Source organism: Microbacterium sp. NPDC055442 (assembly GCF_053644215.1).
The window spans coordinates 168,243-183,625 of the sequence record NZ_JBSHLF010000002.1 but is presented as its reverse complement, the minus strand read 5'-3'; the positions used below and the strand labels follow the sequence as shown (position 1 = coordinate 183,625).

Genomic DNA, 15,383 nt, shown 5'->3' with positions numbered 1-15,383 from the left:
CGAAAGCGGCCGCGACCTGAGGAGGAGCGCATGTCGATCACCGATGCACACCGCAGCCCCTACGTCGCCAATGTCGAAAAGCACCCGTGGCGACGCTACGTCGCGATCGGCGACTCGTTCACCGAGGGGATCGGCGACCCGATCCCCGGCACCGATCAGCACCGCGGCTGGGCCGATCGCGTCGCCGAGGTCCTCGGCTCGCAGGTCGAAGATCTGGCGTATGCGAACCTCGCCGTGCGAGGAAAGCTGATCCGGCAGATCGTCGATGACCAGATCGAACCGGCGATCGCCCTCAAGCCCGACCTCGTCACGTTCTCCGCGGGCGGGAACGACGTCATCCGTCCCGGCTCGGATCCGGACGCGGTCGCCGAGATGTTCGAGGACGCCGTCGTGCGGCTGTCGAGCGGCGGCGCGACCCTGGTCGTGTTCACCGGGATCGACACGAACTTCACGCCCGTGTTCCGTGGCATCCGTGGCAAGGTCGCGATCTACAACGAGAACATCCGCGCGATCGCCGACCGGCACGACTGCATCGTCGCCGACCAGTGGGCGTTGAAGGAAGTGCAGGACATGCGCTTCTTCGACGACGACCGACTGCACTACAACCCGCTCGGACACCACGAAGTCGCCCGCATGGTGCTGCGGTCGCTCAACGTGCCGAACGATCTGCAGCCGATGCAGCCCGATCCCCTGCCGGGGCGCACGTGGCGCGCCGCACGCGCACACGACCTCGTGTGGGCTCGGGAGTATCTCGTGCCCTGGGTGCTGCGGCGTCTGCGGCATCAGTCATCCGGCGATCACGTCACGGCCAAGCGCCCCGAACCGCTGCCGGTCGTCACGCTCGCGCCGGAGGCGGATGCCGCCGAACCGCGCGGCGATCAGGTCTGAGTCCGCAGTTCCCACAGCGCGACGGCACTGGCCGCCGCGACGTTGAGCGAATCGACCCCACCGGCCATCGGGATCATCACGCGGGAGTCGGATGCCGCGAGGGCACGGCGCGAGAGCCCGTCGCCCTCGGAGCCGAGCATCAGCGCGACGCGGTCATGGCCCGCGGCGGCGAACGCATCCAACGGCACGGCGTCGTCGTCGAGCGCGAGCGCCGCGAGGTGGAAGCCGCGGTCGTGCAGCTCACGCTGCGCGTCGGACCACTCCGGCAGGCGCGTCCACGGCACCTGGAAGACCGTGCCCATGCTCACCCGCACGCTGCGCCGATACAGCGGGTCGGCGCACCGCGGGCTGACGAGGACGGCGTCGGCGCCCAGCCCGGCCGCCGCGCGGAAGATGGCACCGACGTTCGTGTGGTCGACGATGTCCTCGAGCACGACGACCAGCCGCGCGCCGTCGACGACCTCGCCGAGCGGTGGGAGGGGCGGTCGGTGCATGGCCGCGAGGGCGCCGCGATGCACGGCGTAGCCGGTGAGGCTCTCGGCGACCTCGGACGTGACGATGTAGAGCGGCACGCCCGGATGTTCGGCGAGCAGTGCCCGCGCAGCATCCGCCCACTTGTCCTGCACCAGGACGGACCGCGGCACGTGGCCGGCGGCGAGGGCGCGGGCGATGACCTTGGCCGACTCGGCGATGTAGAGCCCGCCCTCGGGCTCGAGCACGCGCCGCAGCGCGATGTCGGTCAGATCCCGGTAGTCCGCCAGCCGCGGGTCGTCCGCCGTCTCGATCTCGATCCCCACCCCTCCACTATCCCAGCCCCACTGACCGCGAGACTGCAACGGCAGGGCGAGACCGTGGGTGAACCCCGCAGTCTCGGCGCCCCGTTGCAGTCTCGCGGTCAAGCGAGCGACCTAGACTGCGAGGGCGGGAGGTGCGGATGACGGAGCCGGATGACATCGCGCGGGCGGTCGAGGTCCTCGCGGGGCGCCGGATCGCGGTGCTCACGGGCGCCGGCGTCTCGACCGACTCGGGCATCCCCGACTACCGCGGATCGGGCGCCCCCGTGCGCACGCCGATGACGGTCGATCGCTTCCTCGGCGACGAGGCCGACCGCCGGCGGTACTGGGTCGGCAGCCACCTGGGCTGGCGCGCCTTCGCCGCGGTGCCGCCGAACCCCGGGCACCGCGCCATCAGCCGCCTCGAGGAGCGCGCCCTGGCCACCGGCGTCGTGACGCAGAACGTCGACGGGCTGCACGTGCGCGCCGGCAGCCGCCGTGTCGTCGAGCTGCACGGCACGATGCGCCGCGTGCTGTGCACGCACTGCGGCCAGATCTTCGACCGCCGCGACCTCGCCGCCCGCGTCGAGGCCGACAACCCCTGGATCGCCCTGCCCGACGCCGTCGCCCTCGGACCCGACGGAGACGTGCTCCCCGAGAGCACCGAGGGCTTCCGGGTGCCGGCGTGCAGCGCGTGCGGCGGCATGCTCAAGCCCGACGTCGTCTTCTTCGGCGAGTTCGTCCCGCGCGAGAAGTTCCGCCACGCCGAGCAGCTCGTGCGCACGAGCGACGCCCTGCTCGTGGCCGGCTCCTCGCTCACCGTGAACAGCGGCATCCGCCTCATCGAACGCGCCCGCCGCCAGCACCTGCCGATCGTCATCGTCAACCGCGGCGAGACGCGGGCCGACCCACGCGCGACCGTCAAGATCGACGGCAGCGCGAGCAGCGTGCTCGAGGCCCTCGCCGCCGGGCTCCCCGACCGTTGAGCGCGGTTAGGCTCGAAGGGTGACGACCCTCATCCTGATGCGCCACGGCGAGACCGACTGGAATCGCGCGCGACGCATCCAGGGCAGCACCGACATCCCGCTCAACGACACCGGACGCCAGCAGGCTCGGGATGCCGCGCAGTCGGTGCGCGAGCAGCTCGACGGCTCCCCCGTCGTGGTCGTCTCGAGCGACCTCTCCCGCGCGCGGGAGACCGCCGAGATCGTGGCCGAGGGGCTCGGGGTCGAGCTGTCGCACGCGTACCCCGAGCTGCGCGAGCGCGCCTACGGCGAGGCCGAGGGCCTCGAGACGACCGAGTTCTTCGCGCGGTGGGGAGACTGGTACACCGCCGAGGTCCCGGGCGCCGAATCGCGCGAGGATCTGCGCCTGCGTGCCGTGCTCGGTCTGCGCAGAGCCGTGCGGCGGGCGCGCCGCGAGACGGCTCCCGCCTCGCCCGCCCTCGTCGTCGTCGCGCACGGCGCGCTCATCCGCGAGGTCATCATGCACGCGACGGCCGGCGAGATGCCGCCCGCGGGCGAACGCCTCGCGAACGGCGCGAGCTTCTCGTTCCTGCTCGAGCGCGAGCGGCTGAGCCTGCGCTCGTACGCCGGCTCACCGCTCGTCTGACGCGCCGACGCCTCCTGCAGGACCGACGGCGCGAACCGCGCCGCACGGGCACTCCCGTCACACCTGCTCCTGCATACGGCGCGGGAAAGCCGACCTCAGGCTCCGTCGACGCGGCGCAGCACGGCGCGCGCATGCCGCAGCACGGGCTCGTCGACCATGCGCCCCTCGAACGCGAAGACCCCGCGCTCCCCGTCCGCCGCAGCGAGCACCGCCCGCGCCCACGTCACCGAAGCGTCGTCGGCCCGGTAGGCGTCGCGGATGACGGCGACCTGGCTCGGGTGGATGCACGCCGTGGCGGTGAATCCGGATGCCGCGGCATCCGTCGCCTCGTCGGCAAGGCCGGCCACGTCGGCGATGTCGAGGTGCACGGCGTCGATCGCGCCCTTGCCCCGCGATCCCGCCGCGAGCAGTGTCCGGGCGCGCGCGTGACGGGCGATGTCGCGATAGCGGCCGTCCGCGCCGCGGCTCGAGGTTCCTCCGAGGGATGCCACGAGGTCTTCGGCACCCCACATGAGCGCGACGACGTTGTCCAGCGCCGCGATCCGGTCGGCCTGCGCGATGCCCTTCGCCGTCTCGCACAGCGCGATGATCTCGAACCGCTCGTCGAGGCGCTTGAGCCGCTTGGGCGACTCGGCCTTGGCGATCATGACGCGGCGGTAGTCGGTCTGCGACAGGGTCGCGAGGTCGGCGGCGAACTCGTCGGTCTCGGGCGGATTGACGCGCACGATGACGCGGGCAGGATCCAGCTCGGACTCGATCAGCGCACCGCGCGCCGCGGCCTTCGCCGATGGCGAGACGGCGTCCTCGAGATCGAGGATGACCGCGTCGGCCCGGTCGAAGGCCTTCGCGTAGCGCTCCGGGCGATCGGCGGGGCAGAACAGCAGCGCGGGCCCGAGATCGAACCCGGTCATGCGTGCGACTCCGCGTTCAGCCACATGAGCGCCGTGCGCGTCGCCGTGGCGACGACGACGCCGTCCTGATTGCGACCCGTGTGCGCCATCGTCACGATCCCCTGACCGGGACGCGAGCTCGACGGGCGCTTGTCGAGGATCTCGGTCTCGCTATAGAGGGTGTCCCCGTGGAAGACCGGCGCGGGGAACGTGATGTCGCCGAGCCCGAGTTGGGCCACGAGCGTGCCCTGCGTGATCTGCCCGACCGACGCGCCGACCAGGGTCGACAGCGTCCACATCGAGTTCATGAGGCGCTGCCCGAACGGCTGCGTCTCGGCGAACGCGGCATCCAGGTGCAGCGCCTGGCCGTTCATCGTGAGCGTCGTGAAGAGGATGTTGTCGGCTTCGGATGCCGTCCGTCCCGGTCGGTGCGCATATCGCGCACCGACTTCGAGCTCGTCGACGTACAGTCCGCGTTGAACGATCTCGGTCACAGCCTCACGCTACCCCGAGCGAACGGGCGATGACGAGCAGCTGCACCTCGTTCGTGCCCTCGCCGATCTCGAGGATCTTCGAATCGCGGTAGTGCCGCGCGACGGGGTACTCGTTCATGAACCCGTTGCCGCCGAAGATCTGCGTCGCATCGCGCGCGTTGTCCATCGCGGCGTCGCTCGAGGTGAGCTTCGCGATGGCCGCCTCGGTCTTGAACGGCTTGCCGGCATCGCGCAGTCGCGCCGCGTGGTGCCACGCCAGACGCGCGTTGTGCACGCGCAGCTGCATGCGCGCGATCATGAACTGGATGCTCTGACGCGTCGAGAGCACTTCGCCGAAGACCGTGCGCTTGCCGGCATAGTCGATCGCCGCTTCGAGGCATCCTTCGGCCGCACCCGTCGCGAGAGCCGCGATCGCGATGCGCCCTTCGTCGAGGATGTGCAGGAAGTTCGCGAACCCGCGGCCGCGCTCGCCGATGAGGTTCTCTTCGGGCACACGGGCGTCCTGGAAGGTCAGCGGGTGCGTGTCGGAGGCGTGCCAGCCGACCTTGTCGTACGCCGGCTCGACCGTGAAGCCCTCGGTGCCGTGCGGCACCATGATCGTCGAGATCTCCTTGCGGCCGTTCTGCTCGCCCGTGACCGCCGTGACGGTGACGAAGCGTGTGATCGGCGTGCCGGAGTTCGTGATGAACTGCTTGGCCCCGTTGATGACCCACTCGCCGCCCTCGAGCCGCGCCGTCGTGCGCGTCGCGCCGGCGTCCGACCCCGCTTCGGGCTCGGTCAGGCCGAAGCCCGCGAGCGCCGTGCCGGCGAGCAGGTCGGGCAGGAGCGTCTGCTTCTGCTCGTCGGTGCCGAAGCGGTAGATCGGCATCGCACCGAGGCTCACCCCTGCTTCGAGGGTGATCGCGATCGACTGGTCGACGCGCGCGAGCGCCTCGATCGCGAGACCGAGCGCGAAGTAGTCGCCGCCCTGTCCGCCGACCTCTTCGGAGAAGGGCAGACCGAACAGGCCCATCTCGCCCATCTGACGCACGACGTCCATCGAGAGCGTCTTCGTGCGGTCGGCCTCGTAGGCCTGCGGCGCGACGACCTCGTCGGCGAACTCGCGCACGAGGCCGGCGAGCTCGCGCTCGTCATCGGTGAGGTTGTGGTGGTCCATGGTCACTCCTTAGTCGATCTCTGAGCTCGTCGAGGGGTCGGCCGCCACGTGCGCGATGACCTGGTCACGGCGCACCTGGTCGCCCGCGGCGACATCGAGGCGCAGGATGCCGCCGTGCGGCGCCGTGACGGGATGCTCCATCTTCATCGCCTCGATCGTGACGATGCGCTGGCCCGTCTCGACGCGGTCGCCGTCGGCGGCGTGCACCGCCACGACGGCACCGGGCATGGGCGCGCGCAGCTCGGGTGCCGCGGCCGCGGCACCGCGTGCCGACGCCGCGAGACGTCGTTCGAGGGCTTCGCGGCGCGTCAGCGGCTTGAGGCGGTGCGTGACGCCGTCGGCGTGCACCCACGACCACCCTTCGCGGTCGGTCCGCAGCTGTGCGCCGGCGGGCAGCGCCCGCCCGAGCGACACGGCGCGCCATCCCCCCGCTCCCGCCGAGACGAGCGGGCCGGGATCCGGCACGGCAGCCGTGCGCACCTCGCCGTCCTCGCCCAGCACGGCGACCGTGCGCGCGGGCGCGCCATCGCCGATCCGCCAGCCGGAGCCCGTGCGCCACAGCGCTGAGGCGCGTCCCTGCTGAAGTCCCGCGAGGTGCCGGCCCTCGTCGACGGCGGCGACGGCGCTCAGCGCGGCAGCGGACGGGTCCGGCGCGGCGAAGGGCGGCAGCCGGTCGATGAGCCCGGTGTCGAGGTCGCCTGCCTGCACGGCCGGGTCGGCGAGCAGAGCGCGCAGGAACGCGATGTTGGTGTCGACGCCGAGCAGGACGGTGTCGGCCAGCGCCGCGTCGAGCCGGGCGAGCGCGTCGGCGCGGTCGACGCCGCGCACGATGACCTTCGCGATCATGGGGTCGTAGTCCGAACCCACGATCGAACCGCTCTCGACGGCGGAATCCGTGCGCACGTCGGCCGGGTCGGCAGCATCCCACAGCAGCACGTCACCCGTCGCGGGCAGGAATCCGCGCTCGGGACTCTCGGCGTACACGCGCGCTTCGATCGCGTGCCCTTCGAGGATGATGTCGTCCTGCGCGATGCCGAGCGGCAGTCCCGCCGCGATCCGCAGCTGCTGCTCGACGAGGTCGATCCCCGTCACGAGCTCGGTCACGGGGTGCTCGACCTGCAGGCGCGTGTTCATCTCGATGAAGAAGAACTCGTCGGGGCGGTCCCCCGCGACGAGGAACTCGACCGTCCCCGCACCGCGATAGTCCACGGATGCCGCGGCGGCACAGGCAGCCGCTCCCAGTCGCTCTCGGGTTCGGGCGTCGACGATCGGCGACGGCGCCTCTTCGACGACCTTCTGGTGACGACGCTGCAACGTGCACTCGCGCTCGCCCACGTGGATGACCGCACCGTGGGAATCCGCCAGCACCTGCACCTCGATGTGGCGCGGCCGCTCGATGAGCCTCTCGAGCAGCAGCGTGTCGTCGCCGAATGCCGCCAGCGCGACGCGACGGGCCGTCGCGAGGGCGTCGGCGAGCTCGTCGGCGGCGCGCACGATCTGCATCCCCTTGCCGCCGCCGCCCGCCGAGGGCTTGATCAGCAGCGGGAAGCCGGTCTCTTCGGCGGCGGCCGAGATCGCGGCATCCGTCATACCTGCCGCGCTGAATCCCGGCACCGTCGGCACGCCGTGACCGATGACGTGCTCTTTCGAGCGGATCTTGTCGCCCATGACGTCCAGGGCGCGCTCGCCGGGACCGATGAAGACGATGCCCGCGGCAGCGCAGGCGCGCGCGAAGGCGACGTTCTCGGAGAGGAACCCGTACCCCGGATGCACCGCCTGCGCGCCCGTCTCGACGGCGGCGCGGACGACCGCGTCGATGTCGAGATACGACGCGGATGCGGCGGCGGGTCCGATGCGTACGGCCTCGTCGGCCTCGCGCACGTGCGGAGCATCGGCGTCGGCGTCGCTGTAGACCGCGACCGACCGGATGCCCAGACGGCGCAGCGTGCGGATGACCCGGCGCGCGATCTCGCCGCGATTCGCGACGAGCACGACGTCGAGCCGTTCGACGAGCTCGGGGACAGCGTTCACTTCGGTGTTCATCATGATCACATCCGGAAGACGCCGAAGCGCGGTTCGGGGAGCGGCGTGCGCGACACGACGTCGAGCGCGAGCCCCAGCAGGTCACGGGTATCGGCAGGATCGACGATGCCGTCGTCCCACAGCCGGGCCGTCGCGTAATACGGACTGCCCTGGCGCTCGTACTGCTCGCGGATGGGCCCCTCGAAGTCGCTCTGCGCCTCGGCGGACCACTCCTCGCCCCGCGCCTCGATCTGATCGCGCTTGACCGTCGAGAGGACGGATGCCGCCTGGGGACCGCCCATCACCGAGATGCGGCTCGCGGGCCAGGTCCACAGGAACCTCGGCGAGTACGCCCGCCCGCACATCGAGTAGTTCCCGGCGCCGAACGATCCGCCGATCACGACCGTGAGCTTGGGCACGCGCGTCGTCGCGACGGCGGTGACCATCTTCGCGCCGTCCTTCGCGATCCCGCCGGCCTCGGCGTCACGCCCGACCATGAAGCCCGAGATGTTCTGCAGGAACAGCAGCGGGATGCCGCGCTGGTCGCACAGCTCGATGAAGTGGGCCCCCTTCTGAGCGGACTCGCTGAACAGCACGCCGTTGTTCGCGACGATGCCGACGGGGTGGCCGTGCAGGCGGGCGAACCCCGTCACGAGCGTCTCGCCGTATTCGCGCTTGAACTCGTGGAACTCGCTGCGGTCGACCATGCGCGCGATCACCTCGCGCACGTCGTACGGCTGATTGACGTCGACGGGCACGACGCCGTACAGGTCGGACGCGTCGACGGTGGGGTCTGCCGCGGGTCGCACCTCCCAGGCGGGCTCAGCGGGCGGGGGCAGCGTCGCGACGATGTCGCGCACGATCTGCAGGGCGTGCTCGTCGTCTTCGGCGAGGTGGTCGACGACGCCGGAGCGCTTCGCGTGCAGTTCGCCGCCACCGAGCTCCTCGGCCGTGACGATCTCGCCGATCGCGGCCTTCACGAGGGGCGGACCACCGAGGAAGATCGTGCCCTGGTCGCGCACGATGACCGTCTCATCGCTCATCGCCGGCACGTAGGCGCCTCCGGCGGTGCACGATCCCATGACGGCGGCGATCTGGGGAACGCCCGCGGCGGACATGCGCGCCTGGTTGAAGAAGATGCGTCCGAAGTGGTCGCGGTCGGGGAAGACTTCGTCCTGCATCGGCAGGAAGGCACCGCCGGAGTCCACGAGGTAGACGCACGGCAAGCGGTTTTCGAGGGCGATCTCCTGTGCGCGCAGGTGCTTCTTGACCGTGAGGGGATAGTAGGTGCCGCCCTTGACGGTCGCGTCGTTGCAGACCACCATGACGTGTCGTCCGTGCACGAGGCCGATGCCCGCGATGACGCCCGCCGCGGGAGCATCTCCGCCGTAGACCCCGTCTGCGGCCAGTGCGCTCACTTCGAGGAAGGGGCTGCCTTCGTCGAGCAGCCGTGCGACCCGCTCACGGGGAAGCAGCTTGCCGCGCGCGACATGGCGCTCCCGCGAGGCTTGCGGTCCCCCGAGCGCCGCGGCTGCGAGCTTGTCGCGCAGTTCCTGCGCGAGGTCCGCCTGGGCCTCGCGTGTTCGGGTGAACGCCTCGTCGGCGACGATCTCGGTCCCGAGTGTGGTCATGTCATCTCCGTCGACGTCACGATCGGATCACGCTTCGAGCGGTGGAGGATCCGAACTGGTTAGTGTTCACTAACCGAGGTACCAGGTTAGCGAGGGTTAACTGAAATGACAAGCGGTGTCACGGAGCGCGAGCGCGCGAAGGCAGACCGTCAGGCCGCGCTCCTCCACGAGGCGGCGCGGCTGTTCGCCGAGCGCGGATACAGCGGCGTGAGCCTGGAGGATCTGGGCGCCGCCGTCGGGGTCAGCGGACCCGCCGTCTATCGGCACTTCGTCAACAAGCAGGCCCTGCTCGCGGCGATCCTCGTGCGGGTCAGCGAGCGACTCCTCGCGGGCGGACGCGCCGTGCTCGCCGAGCACCGCACAGCGCGGGATCGTCTGACAGGGCTCGTGCGCTTCCACGTCGACTTCGCCCTCGCCGACGCCGACGTCATCCGCGTGCAGGACCGCGATCTCGCGAGTCTCGCCGATGACGATCGACACACCGTGCGCCGTCTGCAGCGCGAATACGTCGAGCTGTGGATCGCCGTGCTGACCGATCTGCATCCCGACCGGGACGCGAGCGACCTGCGCGTACGCGCGCACGCGTGCTTCGGTCTCATCAACTCGACGCCGCACAGCGTGCACGGCCTGCGCTCGGCGCCGGACGCGCCCGACATCCGCGGCATCCTGGAATCGATGGCGATCGCGGCGCTCAGCGCCTGACGCCGAAGGACGACGGGCCCGCCCGGTCGTCGCGGGCGGGCCCGTCGTCGTCAGCGCAGAAGCAACGCGCGTCCGGGTTCGCGCAGCACGCCCGCGACGTCGGCGAGGAACTTCGAGCCCTGCTCCCCGTCGACGAGTCGGTGATCGAACGACAGCGCGAGCGTCATGACGTCGCGCAGGGCGATCTCGCCGCGGTGCTCCCACGGCTGACGGCGCACCGCGCCGATCGCGAGGATGCCCGCCTCGCCGGGGTTGAGGATGGGGGTTCCCGCATCCACGCCGAAGACGCCGACGTTCGTGATCGAGAACGTTCCGCCCATCATCTCGGCGGGCGAGGTCTTGCCGGCACGCGCCGTCTCGGCCAGCGCCCGGATGGCGTCCGCCATCTCGGTGAGCGACAGCTCCTGGGCGTCGCGGATGTTCGGCACGACCAGGCCGCGGCCCGTCGCGGCGGCGATCCCGAGGTTGACGTAATGGTGCTGGACGATCTCGCCCGCTGCCTCATCCCACTTGGAGTTCAGTTCGGGGTGCGTGCCCAGCGCGAGGCACACGGCCTTCGCCGCGACCGTGAGCACGCCGATGCGGTGATCCTGCAGGCGACGGTCGGCCTTGAGCGAGGCGATCAGCTCGCTCGTGGCCGTGACGTCGACCGTGAGGAACGTCGTGACGTGCGGTGCCGTGAAGGCGCTCTGCACCATCGCGGCCGCCGTGTGCTTGCGTACACCGCGGATCGGGGTGCGGGTCGTGCGCTCGCCGGTCTCGCGGACCGGCGCCGGCTGCGCAGGCGCAGCGGGGGCGGCCGGGGCGGCCCCGACGCGGGCGGCGTACGCCTCCACGTCGTCGCGCGTGATGATGCCCGTCGCGCCGCCCGCCTCGACGAGAGCGAGGTCGATGCCGAGCTTCTTGGCGAGCATGCGCACCGGCGGCGTCGAGCGGGGGCGCTCGAGCGGGCGCTCGATGACCTCTTGCGAGTGCACCGCGTCGTGCGGGGCCGCTTCGAGCACGGCGGTGTCGGCCGGCTCCTTCCGGCCCCCGGCAGCGCGGGCACGCCGCTGCGGGCGACCCGACGAGCGGGGCGCCGCGCCGTAGCCGACGAGGTTCGGCTGCGCCTTCTCACCGGCATCCTCCGCTTCGGCGGGAGCGGATGCCGCCGCCTCGGGCGCCGCCTCGGGTGCGGCGTGCTCCCCCTCGAGCTGGAACGAGATGAGCACCGAGCCGACCTCGACGACATCGCCCGCGGCGGCGTGGAGGTTCTGCACGATGCCCGCGTGGGGGCTGGGGAGCTCGACGACGGCCTTCGCGGTCTCGACCTCGGCGATCGTCTGGTTGAGGGCGACCGTGTCGCCCTCGGCGACGAGCCACTGGACGAGCTCGGCCTCCGGCAGACCTTCGCCGAGGTCGGGCAGGCGGAAGTCCTGGATCACAGCTCCACTCCTGTCAGGCTGTTCGGGCGGTCGAGCACGCGGTCGACCGCGTCGAGGATCCGGTCGAGATCGGGCACGTGCTGCTTCTCGAGCTTGGCCGGCGGGTACGGGATGTCGTGGCCCGTGACGCGCGCAGGCGCGGCTTCGAGGTGGTTGAAGCAGCGCTCGGTGACGCTCGCGATGAGCTCGGCGCCGACGCCCGCTTCGCGCGCCGCTTCGTGGGTCACGACGACGCGACCGGTCTTGCGGACGGATGCCGTCACGGTGCGGTAGTCGACGGGCGAGAGCGAGCGCAGGTCGATGACCTCGATCGAGAGACCGTCGTCTTCGGCGGCCATCGCCGCGTCGAGGGCGACCGGCACCTGGGCGCCGTAGGTCAGGATCGTCACGTCGCTGCCTTCGCGCGCGACCCGGGCGAGACCCATCGGCGGCGCGTCGGCCAGGTCGGTGTCGAAATCGACCTCGCCCTTCGTGTGATAGAGCCGCTTCGGCTCGAAGTAGACGACCGGGTCGTCGCTCGCGATCGCCTGACGCAGCATGACGTGCGCGTCCTGCGGGTTCGACACCGCGACGACGCGCAGGCCCGACGTGTGCACGAAGTACGCCTCGGGCGACTCCGAGTGGTGCTCGGCGGCGCCCACGCCCCCGGCCCACGGGATGCGGATCGTGATCGGCATCTTGACGTTGCCGCGCGTGCGGTAGTGCAGCTTCGCGACCTGGCAGACGATCTGGTCGAAGGCCGGGTAGACGAACCCGTCGAACTGGATCTCGACGACGGGGCGGTAGCCGCGGAACGCCAGCCCCACGGCGGCGCCCATGATGCCGGACTCCGCGAGCGGGGTGTCGATGACGCGCTGCGCGCCGAACTCGTCGATCAGGCCGTCGGTGATGCGGAACACACCGCCGAGCTTGCCGATGTCCTCGCCCATGAGCAGGACCTTCGGGTCGTCGGCCATGGCGCGACGCAGACCTTCGTTGATCGCCTTCACCATCGTGAGCTGTGTCATCGTGCCGTCTCCTCCGTGTCGAAGCCGCCGAGGTACGCGCCGTACCATTCGCGCTGCTCTGCGAGCCCCGTGTGCGGCTCGGCGTAGACGTCGTCGAGCACCTCGATCGCGGGGCGGGTCACGGCGCCGAGCGTGGCGGCGCGCACCTCGGCTCCGAGCTGGTCCGCGTCGGCGGCGACCTCGGCCGCGAACGCGTCGTCGAACGCGCCCTCGGCGCGCAGGAGTGCTTCGATGCGCGCGATCGGGTCGCGCTGACGCCAGCGCTCGACCTCGTCCTTGTCGCGGTACCGGGTCGGGTCATCCGACGTCGTGTGCGGGCCGATCCGGTAGGTGACGGCCTCGATGAAGGCGGGACCGTTGCCCTTGCGGGCATTGTCGATCGCCCAGCGCATCGCGGCCAGGCACGCCAGCACGTCGTTGCCGTCGACCCGCATGCTGGGGATGCCGAAGCCCGGTGCACGCCCGGCGATCGGGAACTTCGCCTGCACCGTGACGGGCTCCGAGATCGCCCACTGGTTGTTCGTGCACACGAAGACGACGGGCGAGCGGAAGGATGAGGCGAAGACCATCGCCTCGTTCACGTCACCCTGGCTGGTCGCTCCGTCGCCGAAGTACGCCGCCGAGACCTGGTCGGTGCCGTCGCGCTGGATGCCCATGGCGTAGCCCACGGCGTGCAGGGCCTGCGCGCCGATGATGATCTGCGGCGTGGCGGTGTTTATGTCGTAGGGGTTGTAGGTCGAGTGCGACTCACCGCGCCACGCGAGCACGAAGTCGGCCGGCTTCGCGCCGCGCACGAGGTTGACCCCGATCTCCCGGTAGCTGGGGAAGACGAAGTCGTCGGCCCGGAATGCGCGAGCGGTGCCGACCTGCGTCGCCTCTTGACCCTGGCAGGGAGCCCACAGGCCCAGCTGCCCCTGGCGCTGCAGCGCGACGCCCTCGGTGTCCACGCGACGCACGAGCACCATGTCGCGGTAGAGCTCACGCAGCGCCGTCGCGTCGACGTCGGCGACCCAGCGCTCCAGGTCGGGATCGGAGACCCGCTCCCCGTCGGGGTTCACGAGCCGCGCGACGTCGTCGACGTCGGTCGCTCGCTCGGCGGTCGGTGTCAGGGTGTGCGTCATCGTCATCCCTCCTCGGGAGCCATCCTCGTGGGGGCTCGTCGTGGTCGTCAGCTGCTTCGCCGACAAGCCAGACCTTACGTCGACATTGCACCTAGCTCAAGCTAACGAAGAGTACTTGAGCATGTTGCGCATTCATTTGAAAATACGGCGTGCTAACGTTGCGCACTATGAGCACCCTGGACCAGGTAGACCTCGACCTGCTCGCGGCCCTGTCGACCGACCCGCGCGCGACCGTGGTCGCCTTGGCCGAGAGACTCGGCCTGTCACGCAACACCGTCCAGGCGCGCATGTCGCGTCTCGACCGCGCCGACGTGTTCCTGTCGTATGAGCGTGCTCTCTCGTCGGCCGCTCTCGGCTACCCGATCGAGGCGTTCATCAGCGTCATCGTCCGGCAGGCAGACCTGCCGCGCATCACGGAAGACCTCGCTGCGATCCCCGAGATCGTGCAGGCGCACGGACTGAGCGGTCAGATCGATCTGCTCGTGCGCGTCGCCTGTCGAGACACCCAGCATCTGTTCGATACGGACGCGCGCATCCTCGCGATCGACGGCGTCGAGCGCACCGAGACATCGCTCGTGATGGACGAGGTCATCCCGTACCGCCTGATGCCGCTCATGGAGCTGGCACGGCGGGAGAGATAGCCTTCCCGGCGCGCCCCCGCCGCCCCGTGCCCGCCGAGGCATCGAGGCGCACGAGCACGACGCCGACGAGGATGAGCGCGCCGCCCACGAACTGGACGGGCGCGGGCACCTCGGCCAGCAGGAGCCAGGCGAACCCCAGAGCGAAGAGCACTTCGGACAGCCCGACGAAGGACCCGACCCGCGATCCGATGCGCGGGATCGCCATGACACCCAGACCGTATCCGAGCGTCGTCGCGACGCACGCGACCCACAGCAGCGGCACGAACCACGGCACCTCGATGCCGGCGAGCTCGACCGAGACCGGTGGAGCGTGGAACGGCAGGACGCCGATGACCACGAGGACCCCCATGAACAGGGCGCCGGCGAGCAGTCCTCCCGCCGCGAGCGCGAGGGGCGGCAGATCGTCGCGCGACTTCTCGGCGATCAGGTAGTAGGCCATGACGCAGACGGCGGCGCAGAGGGCGAAGAGCGTGCCGACGAAGTCGAAGCTCACCCCCGAGATGTCCACGACGAGCACGAGACCCGCAACGGCCACGACCGATCCCACGATGACGAGCGTGGACGGCGCGCGCTTCGTGCGCACCCAGGCCAGCAGAACGAGCATGACGGGGGCGAGGAACTGGATGAGCAGCGCCACGGCCACCGGCATCCGCTGCATCGCCAGGAAGTAGAACAGCTGGCATCCGACGACGGCGGTCACCCCGAACCCGACCATGAGCAGACCGTGGCGACGCAGGAACGACCGCTGTCGTCGCATCGCGACGAACAGCGCGGGCGAGAGCAGCAGCCCCGCGAGGCCGATCCGGACGATGAGCGCTGCGCCGACCGACCAGCCCGCTTCGAGGAGCGGCTTGATGAACGGCCCGCTCGATGAGAAGGCGAGGGCCGAGGCGACCGCCAGGACGAGGCCCGTCGTGCTGAGTCTCGTCGGCGGGGCGATGTCGCGGATGATCGGGATGGGTGCGGTCGAGGTCATGGGCGGCATCCGGCTGTCAGGAGTGAAGGGTGATTACACTGGTGACA

Annotated in this window: 15 protein-coding genes; 5 read left to right on the top strand and 10 right to left on the bottom strand. The window is 70.8% G+C overall.

The window, feature by feature from the left end:
* Nucleotides 1-30: 30 nt before the first annotated feature.
* Nucleotides 31-888: an SGNH/GDSL hydrolase family protein gene (locus ACWIBS_RS05340; protein WP_376126469.1), complete on the top strand. Its 858-nt coding sequence runs from the start codon at nucleotides 31-33 to the stop codon at nucleotides 886-888.
* Here ACWIBS_RS05340 and ACWIBS_RS05335 read toward each other — a convergent pair.
* Nucleotides 879-1,685 (bottom strand): TrmH family RNA methyltransferase, encoded by an 807-nt coding sequence (locus tag ACWIBS_RS05335; RefSeq protein ID WP_376126527.1) that lies wholly within the window; start codon nucleotides 1,683-1,685, stop codon nucleotides 879-881. The two genes, ACWIBS_RS05340 and ACWIBS_RS05335, sit on opposite strands and share 10 nt — an antisense overlap.
* Before the next feature lie 137 nt (nucleotides 1,686-1,822).
* Here ACWIBS_RS05335 and ACWIBS_RS05330 point away from each other — a divergent pair, with 137 nt between their 5' ends.
* Both ACWIBS_RS05330 and ACWIBS_RS05325 read left to right on the top strand, forming a co-directional pair.
* Nucleotides 1,823-2,647 (top strand): Sir2 family NAD-dependent protein deacetylase, encoded by an 825-nt coding sequence (locus ACWIBS_RS05330; RefSeq protein WP_376126466.1) that lies wholly within the window; start codon nucleotides 1,823-1,825, stop codon nucleotides 2,645-2,647.
* 19 nt (nucleotides 2,648-2,666) lie between these two features.
* Nucleotides 2,667-3,272 carry a histidine phosphatase family protein gene (locus tag ACWIBS_RS05325; RefSeq protein WP_376126464.1) on the top strand — a complete coding sequence of 202 codons (606 nt, stop codon included), beginning with the start codon at nucleotides 2,667-2,669 and terminating at the stop codon, nucleotides 3,270-3,272.
* 95 nt (nucleotides 3,273-3,367) lie between these two features.
* Here the strand turns inward: ACWIBS_RS05325 and ACWIBS_RS05320 are convergent, their stop codons facing one another.
* From ACWIBS_RS05320 to ACWIBS_RS05300, 5 genes are read right to left on the bottom strand one after another with little or no spacing between them, the layout of a single operon-like run.
* Nucleotides 3,368-4,183 carry an HpcH/HpaI aldolase/citrate lyase family protein gene (locus ACWIBS_RS05320; RefSeq protein ID WP_376126461.1) on the bottom strand — a complete coding sequence of 272 codons (816 nt, stop codon included), beginning with the start codon at nucleotides 4,181-4,183 and terminating at the stop codon, nucleotides 3,368-3,370.
* Complete coding sequence (locus ACWIBS_RS05315) at nucleotides 4,180-4,656, bottom strand: MaoC family dehydratase (RefSeq protein WP_376126458.1); 477 nt, start codon at nucleotides 4,654-4,656, stop codon at nucleotides 4,180-4,182. The genes ACWIBS_RS05320 and ACWIBS_RS05315 overlap by 4 nt, the downstream gene beginning before the upstream one ends.
* Nucleotides 4,657-4,660: 4 nt before the next feature.
* Entirely contained in the window at nucleotides 4,661-5,812 is a 1,152-nt protein-coding gene (locus ACWIBS_RS05310; protein WP_376126455.1) for an acyl-CoA dehydrogenase family protein, read from the bottom strand.
* A gap of 9 nt (nucleotides 5,813-5,821) precedes the next feature.
* Nucleotides 5,822-7,858, bottom strand: a complete 2,037-nt coding sequence (locus ACWIBS_RS05305; RefSeq protein WP_376126452.1) for an acetyl/propionyl/methylcrotonyl-CoA carboxylase subunit alpha — start codon at nucleotides 7,856-7,858, stop codon at nucleotides 5,822-5,824.
* A 2-nt stretch (nucleotides 7,859-7,860) separates the two neighbouring features.
* Nucleotides 7,861-9,465, bottom strand: a complete 1,605-nt coding sequence (locus ACWIBS_RS05300; protein WP_376126449.1) for a carboxyl transferase domain-containing protein — start codon at nucleotides 9,463-9,465, stop codon at nucleotides 7,861-7,863.
* Between the two features lie 105 nt (nucleotides 9,466-9,570).
* On the opposite strand from ACWIBS_RS05300, the gene ACWIBS_RS05295 reads away from it, so the two are divergent.
* Nucleotides 9,571-10,167: an SACE_7040 family transcriptional regulator gene (locus ACWIBS_RS05295; protein ID WP_376126446.1), complete on the top strand. Its 597-nt coding sequence runs from the start codon at nucleotides 9,571-9,573 to the stop codon at nucleotides 10,165-10,167.
* Between the two features lie 50 nt (nucleotides 10,168-10,217).
* On the opposite strand, the gene ACWIBS_RS05290 is transcribed toward ACWIBS_RS05295, so the two are convergent.
* Genes ACWIBS_RS05290 through pdhA form a run of 3 tightly spaced genes read right to left on the bottom strand, consistent with a single transcriptional unit; the run spans nucleotide 10,218 to nucleotide 13,725 of the window.
* On the bottom strand, nucleotides 10,218-11,591 hold the full coding sequence (locus ACWIBS_RS05290) for a dihydrolipoamide acetyltransferase family protein (protein WP_376126443.1): 1,374 nt from the start codon (nucleotides 11,589-11,591) through the stop codon (nucleotides 10,218-10,220).
* Complete coding sequence (locus ACWIBS_RS05285; protein WP_376126440.1) at nucleotides 11,588-12,598, bottom strand: alpha-ketoacid dehydrogenase subunit beta; 1,011 nt, start codon at nucleotides 12,596-12,598, stop codon at nucleotides 11,588-11,590. The genes ACWIBS_RS05290 and ACWIBS_RS05285 overlap by 4 nt, the downstream gene beginning before the upstream one ends.
* On the bottom strand, nucleotides 12,595-13,725 hold the full coding sequence (pdhA, locus tag ACWIBS_RS05280) for a pyruvate dehydrogenase (acetyl-transferring) E1 component subunit alpha (protein WP_376126437.1): 1,131 nt from the start codon (nucleotides 13,723-13,725) through the stop codon (nucleotides 12,595-12,597). Before pdhA ends, ACWIBS_RS05285 begins: the two co-directional genes overlap by 4 nt.
* 161 nt (nucleotides 13,726-13,886) lie before the next feature.
* Between pdhA and ACWIBS_RS05275 the strand changes: the two genes are divergently transcribed.
* Nucleotides 13,887-14,360: an Lrp/AsnC family transcriptional regulator gene (locus ACWIBS_RS05275; protein WP_376126434.1), complete on the top strand. Its 474-nt coding sequence runs from the start codon at nucleotides 13,887-13,889 to the stop codon at nucleotides 14,358-14,360.
* Here ACWIBS_RS05275 and ACWIBS_RS05270 read toward each other — a convergent pair.
* Nucleotides 14,332-15,336 (bottom strand): EamA family transporter, encoded by a 1,005-nt coding sequence (locus tag ACWIBS_RS05270; protein WP_376126432.1) that lies wholly within the window; start codon nucleotides 15,334-15,336, stop codon nucleotides 14,332-14,334. The genes ACWIBS_RS05275 and ACWIBS_RS05270 overlap by 29 nt on opposite strands.
* Nucleotides 15,337-15,383: the final 47 nt, after the last annotated feature.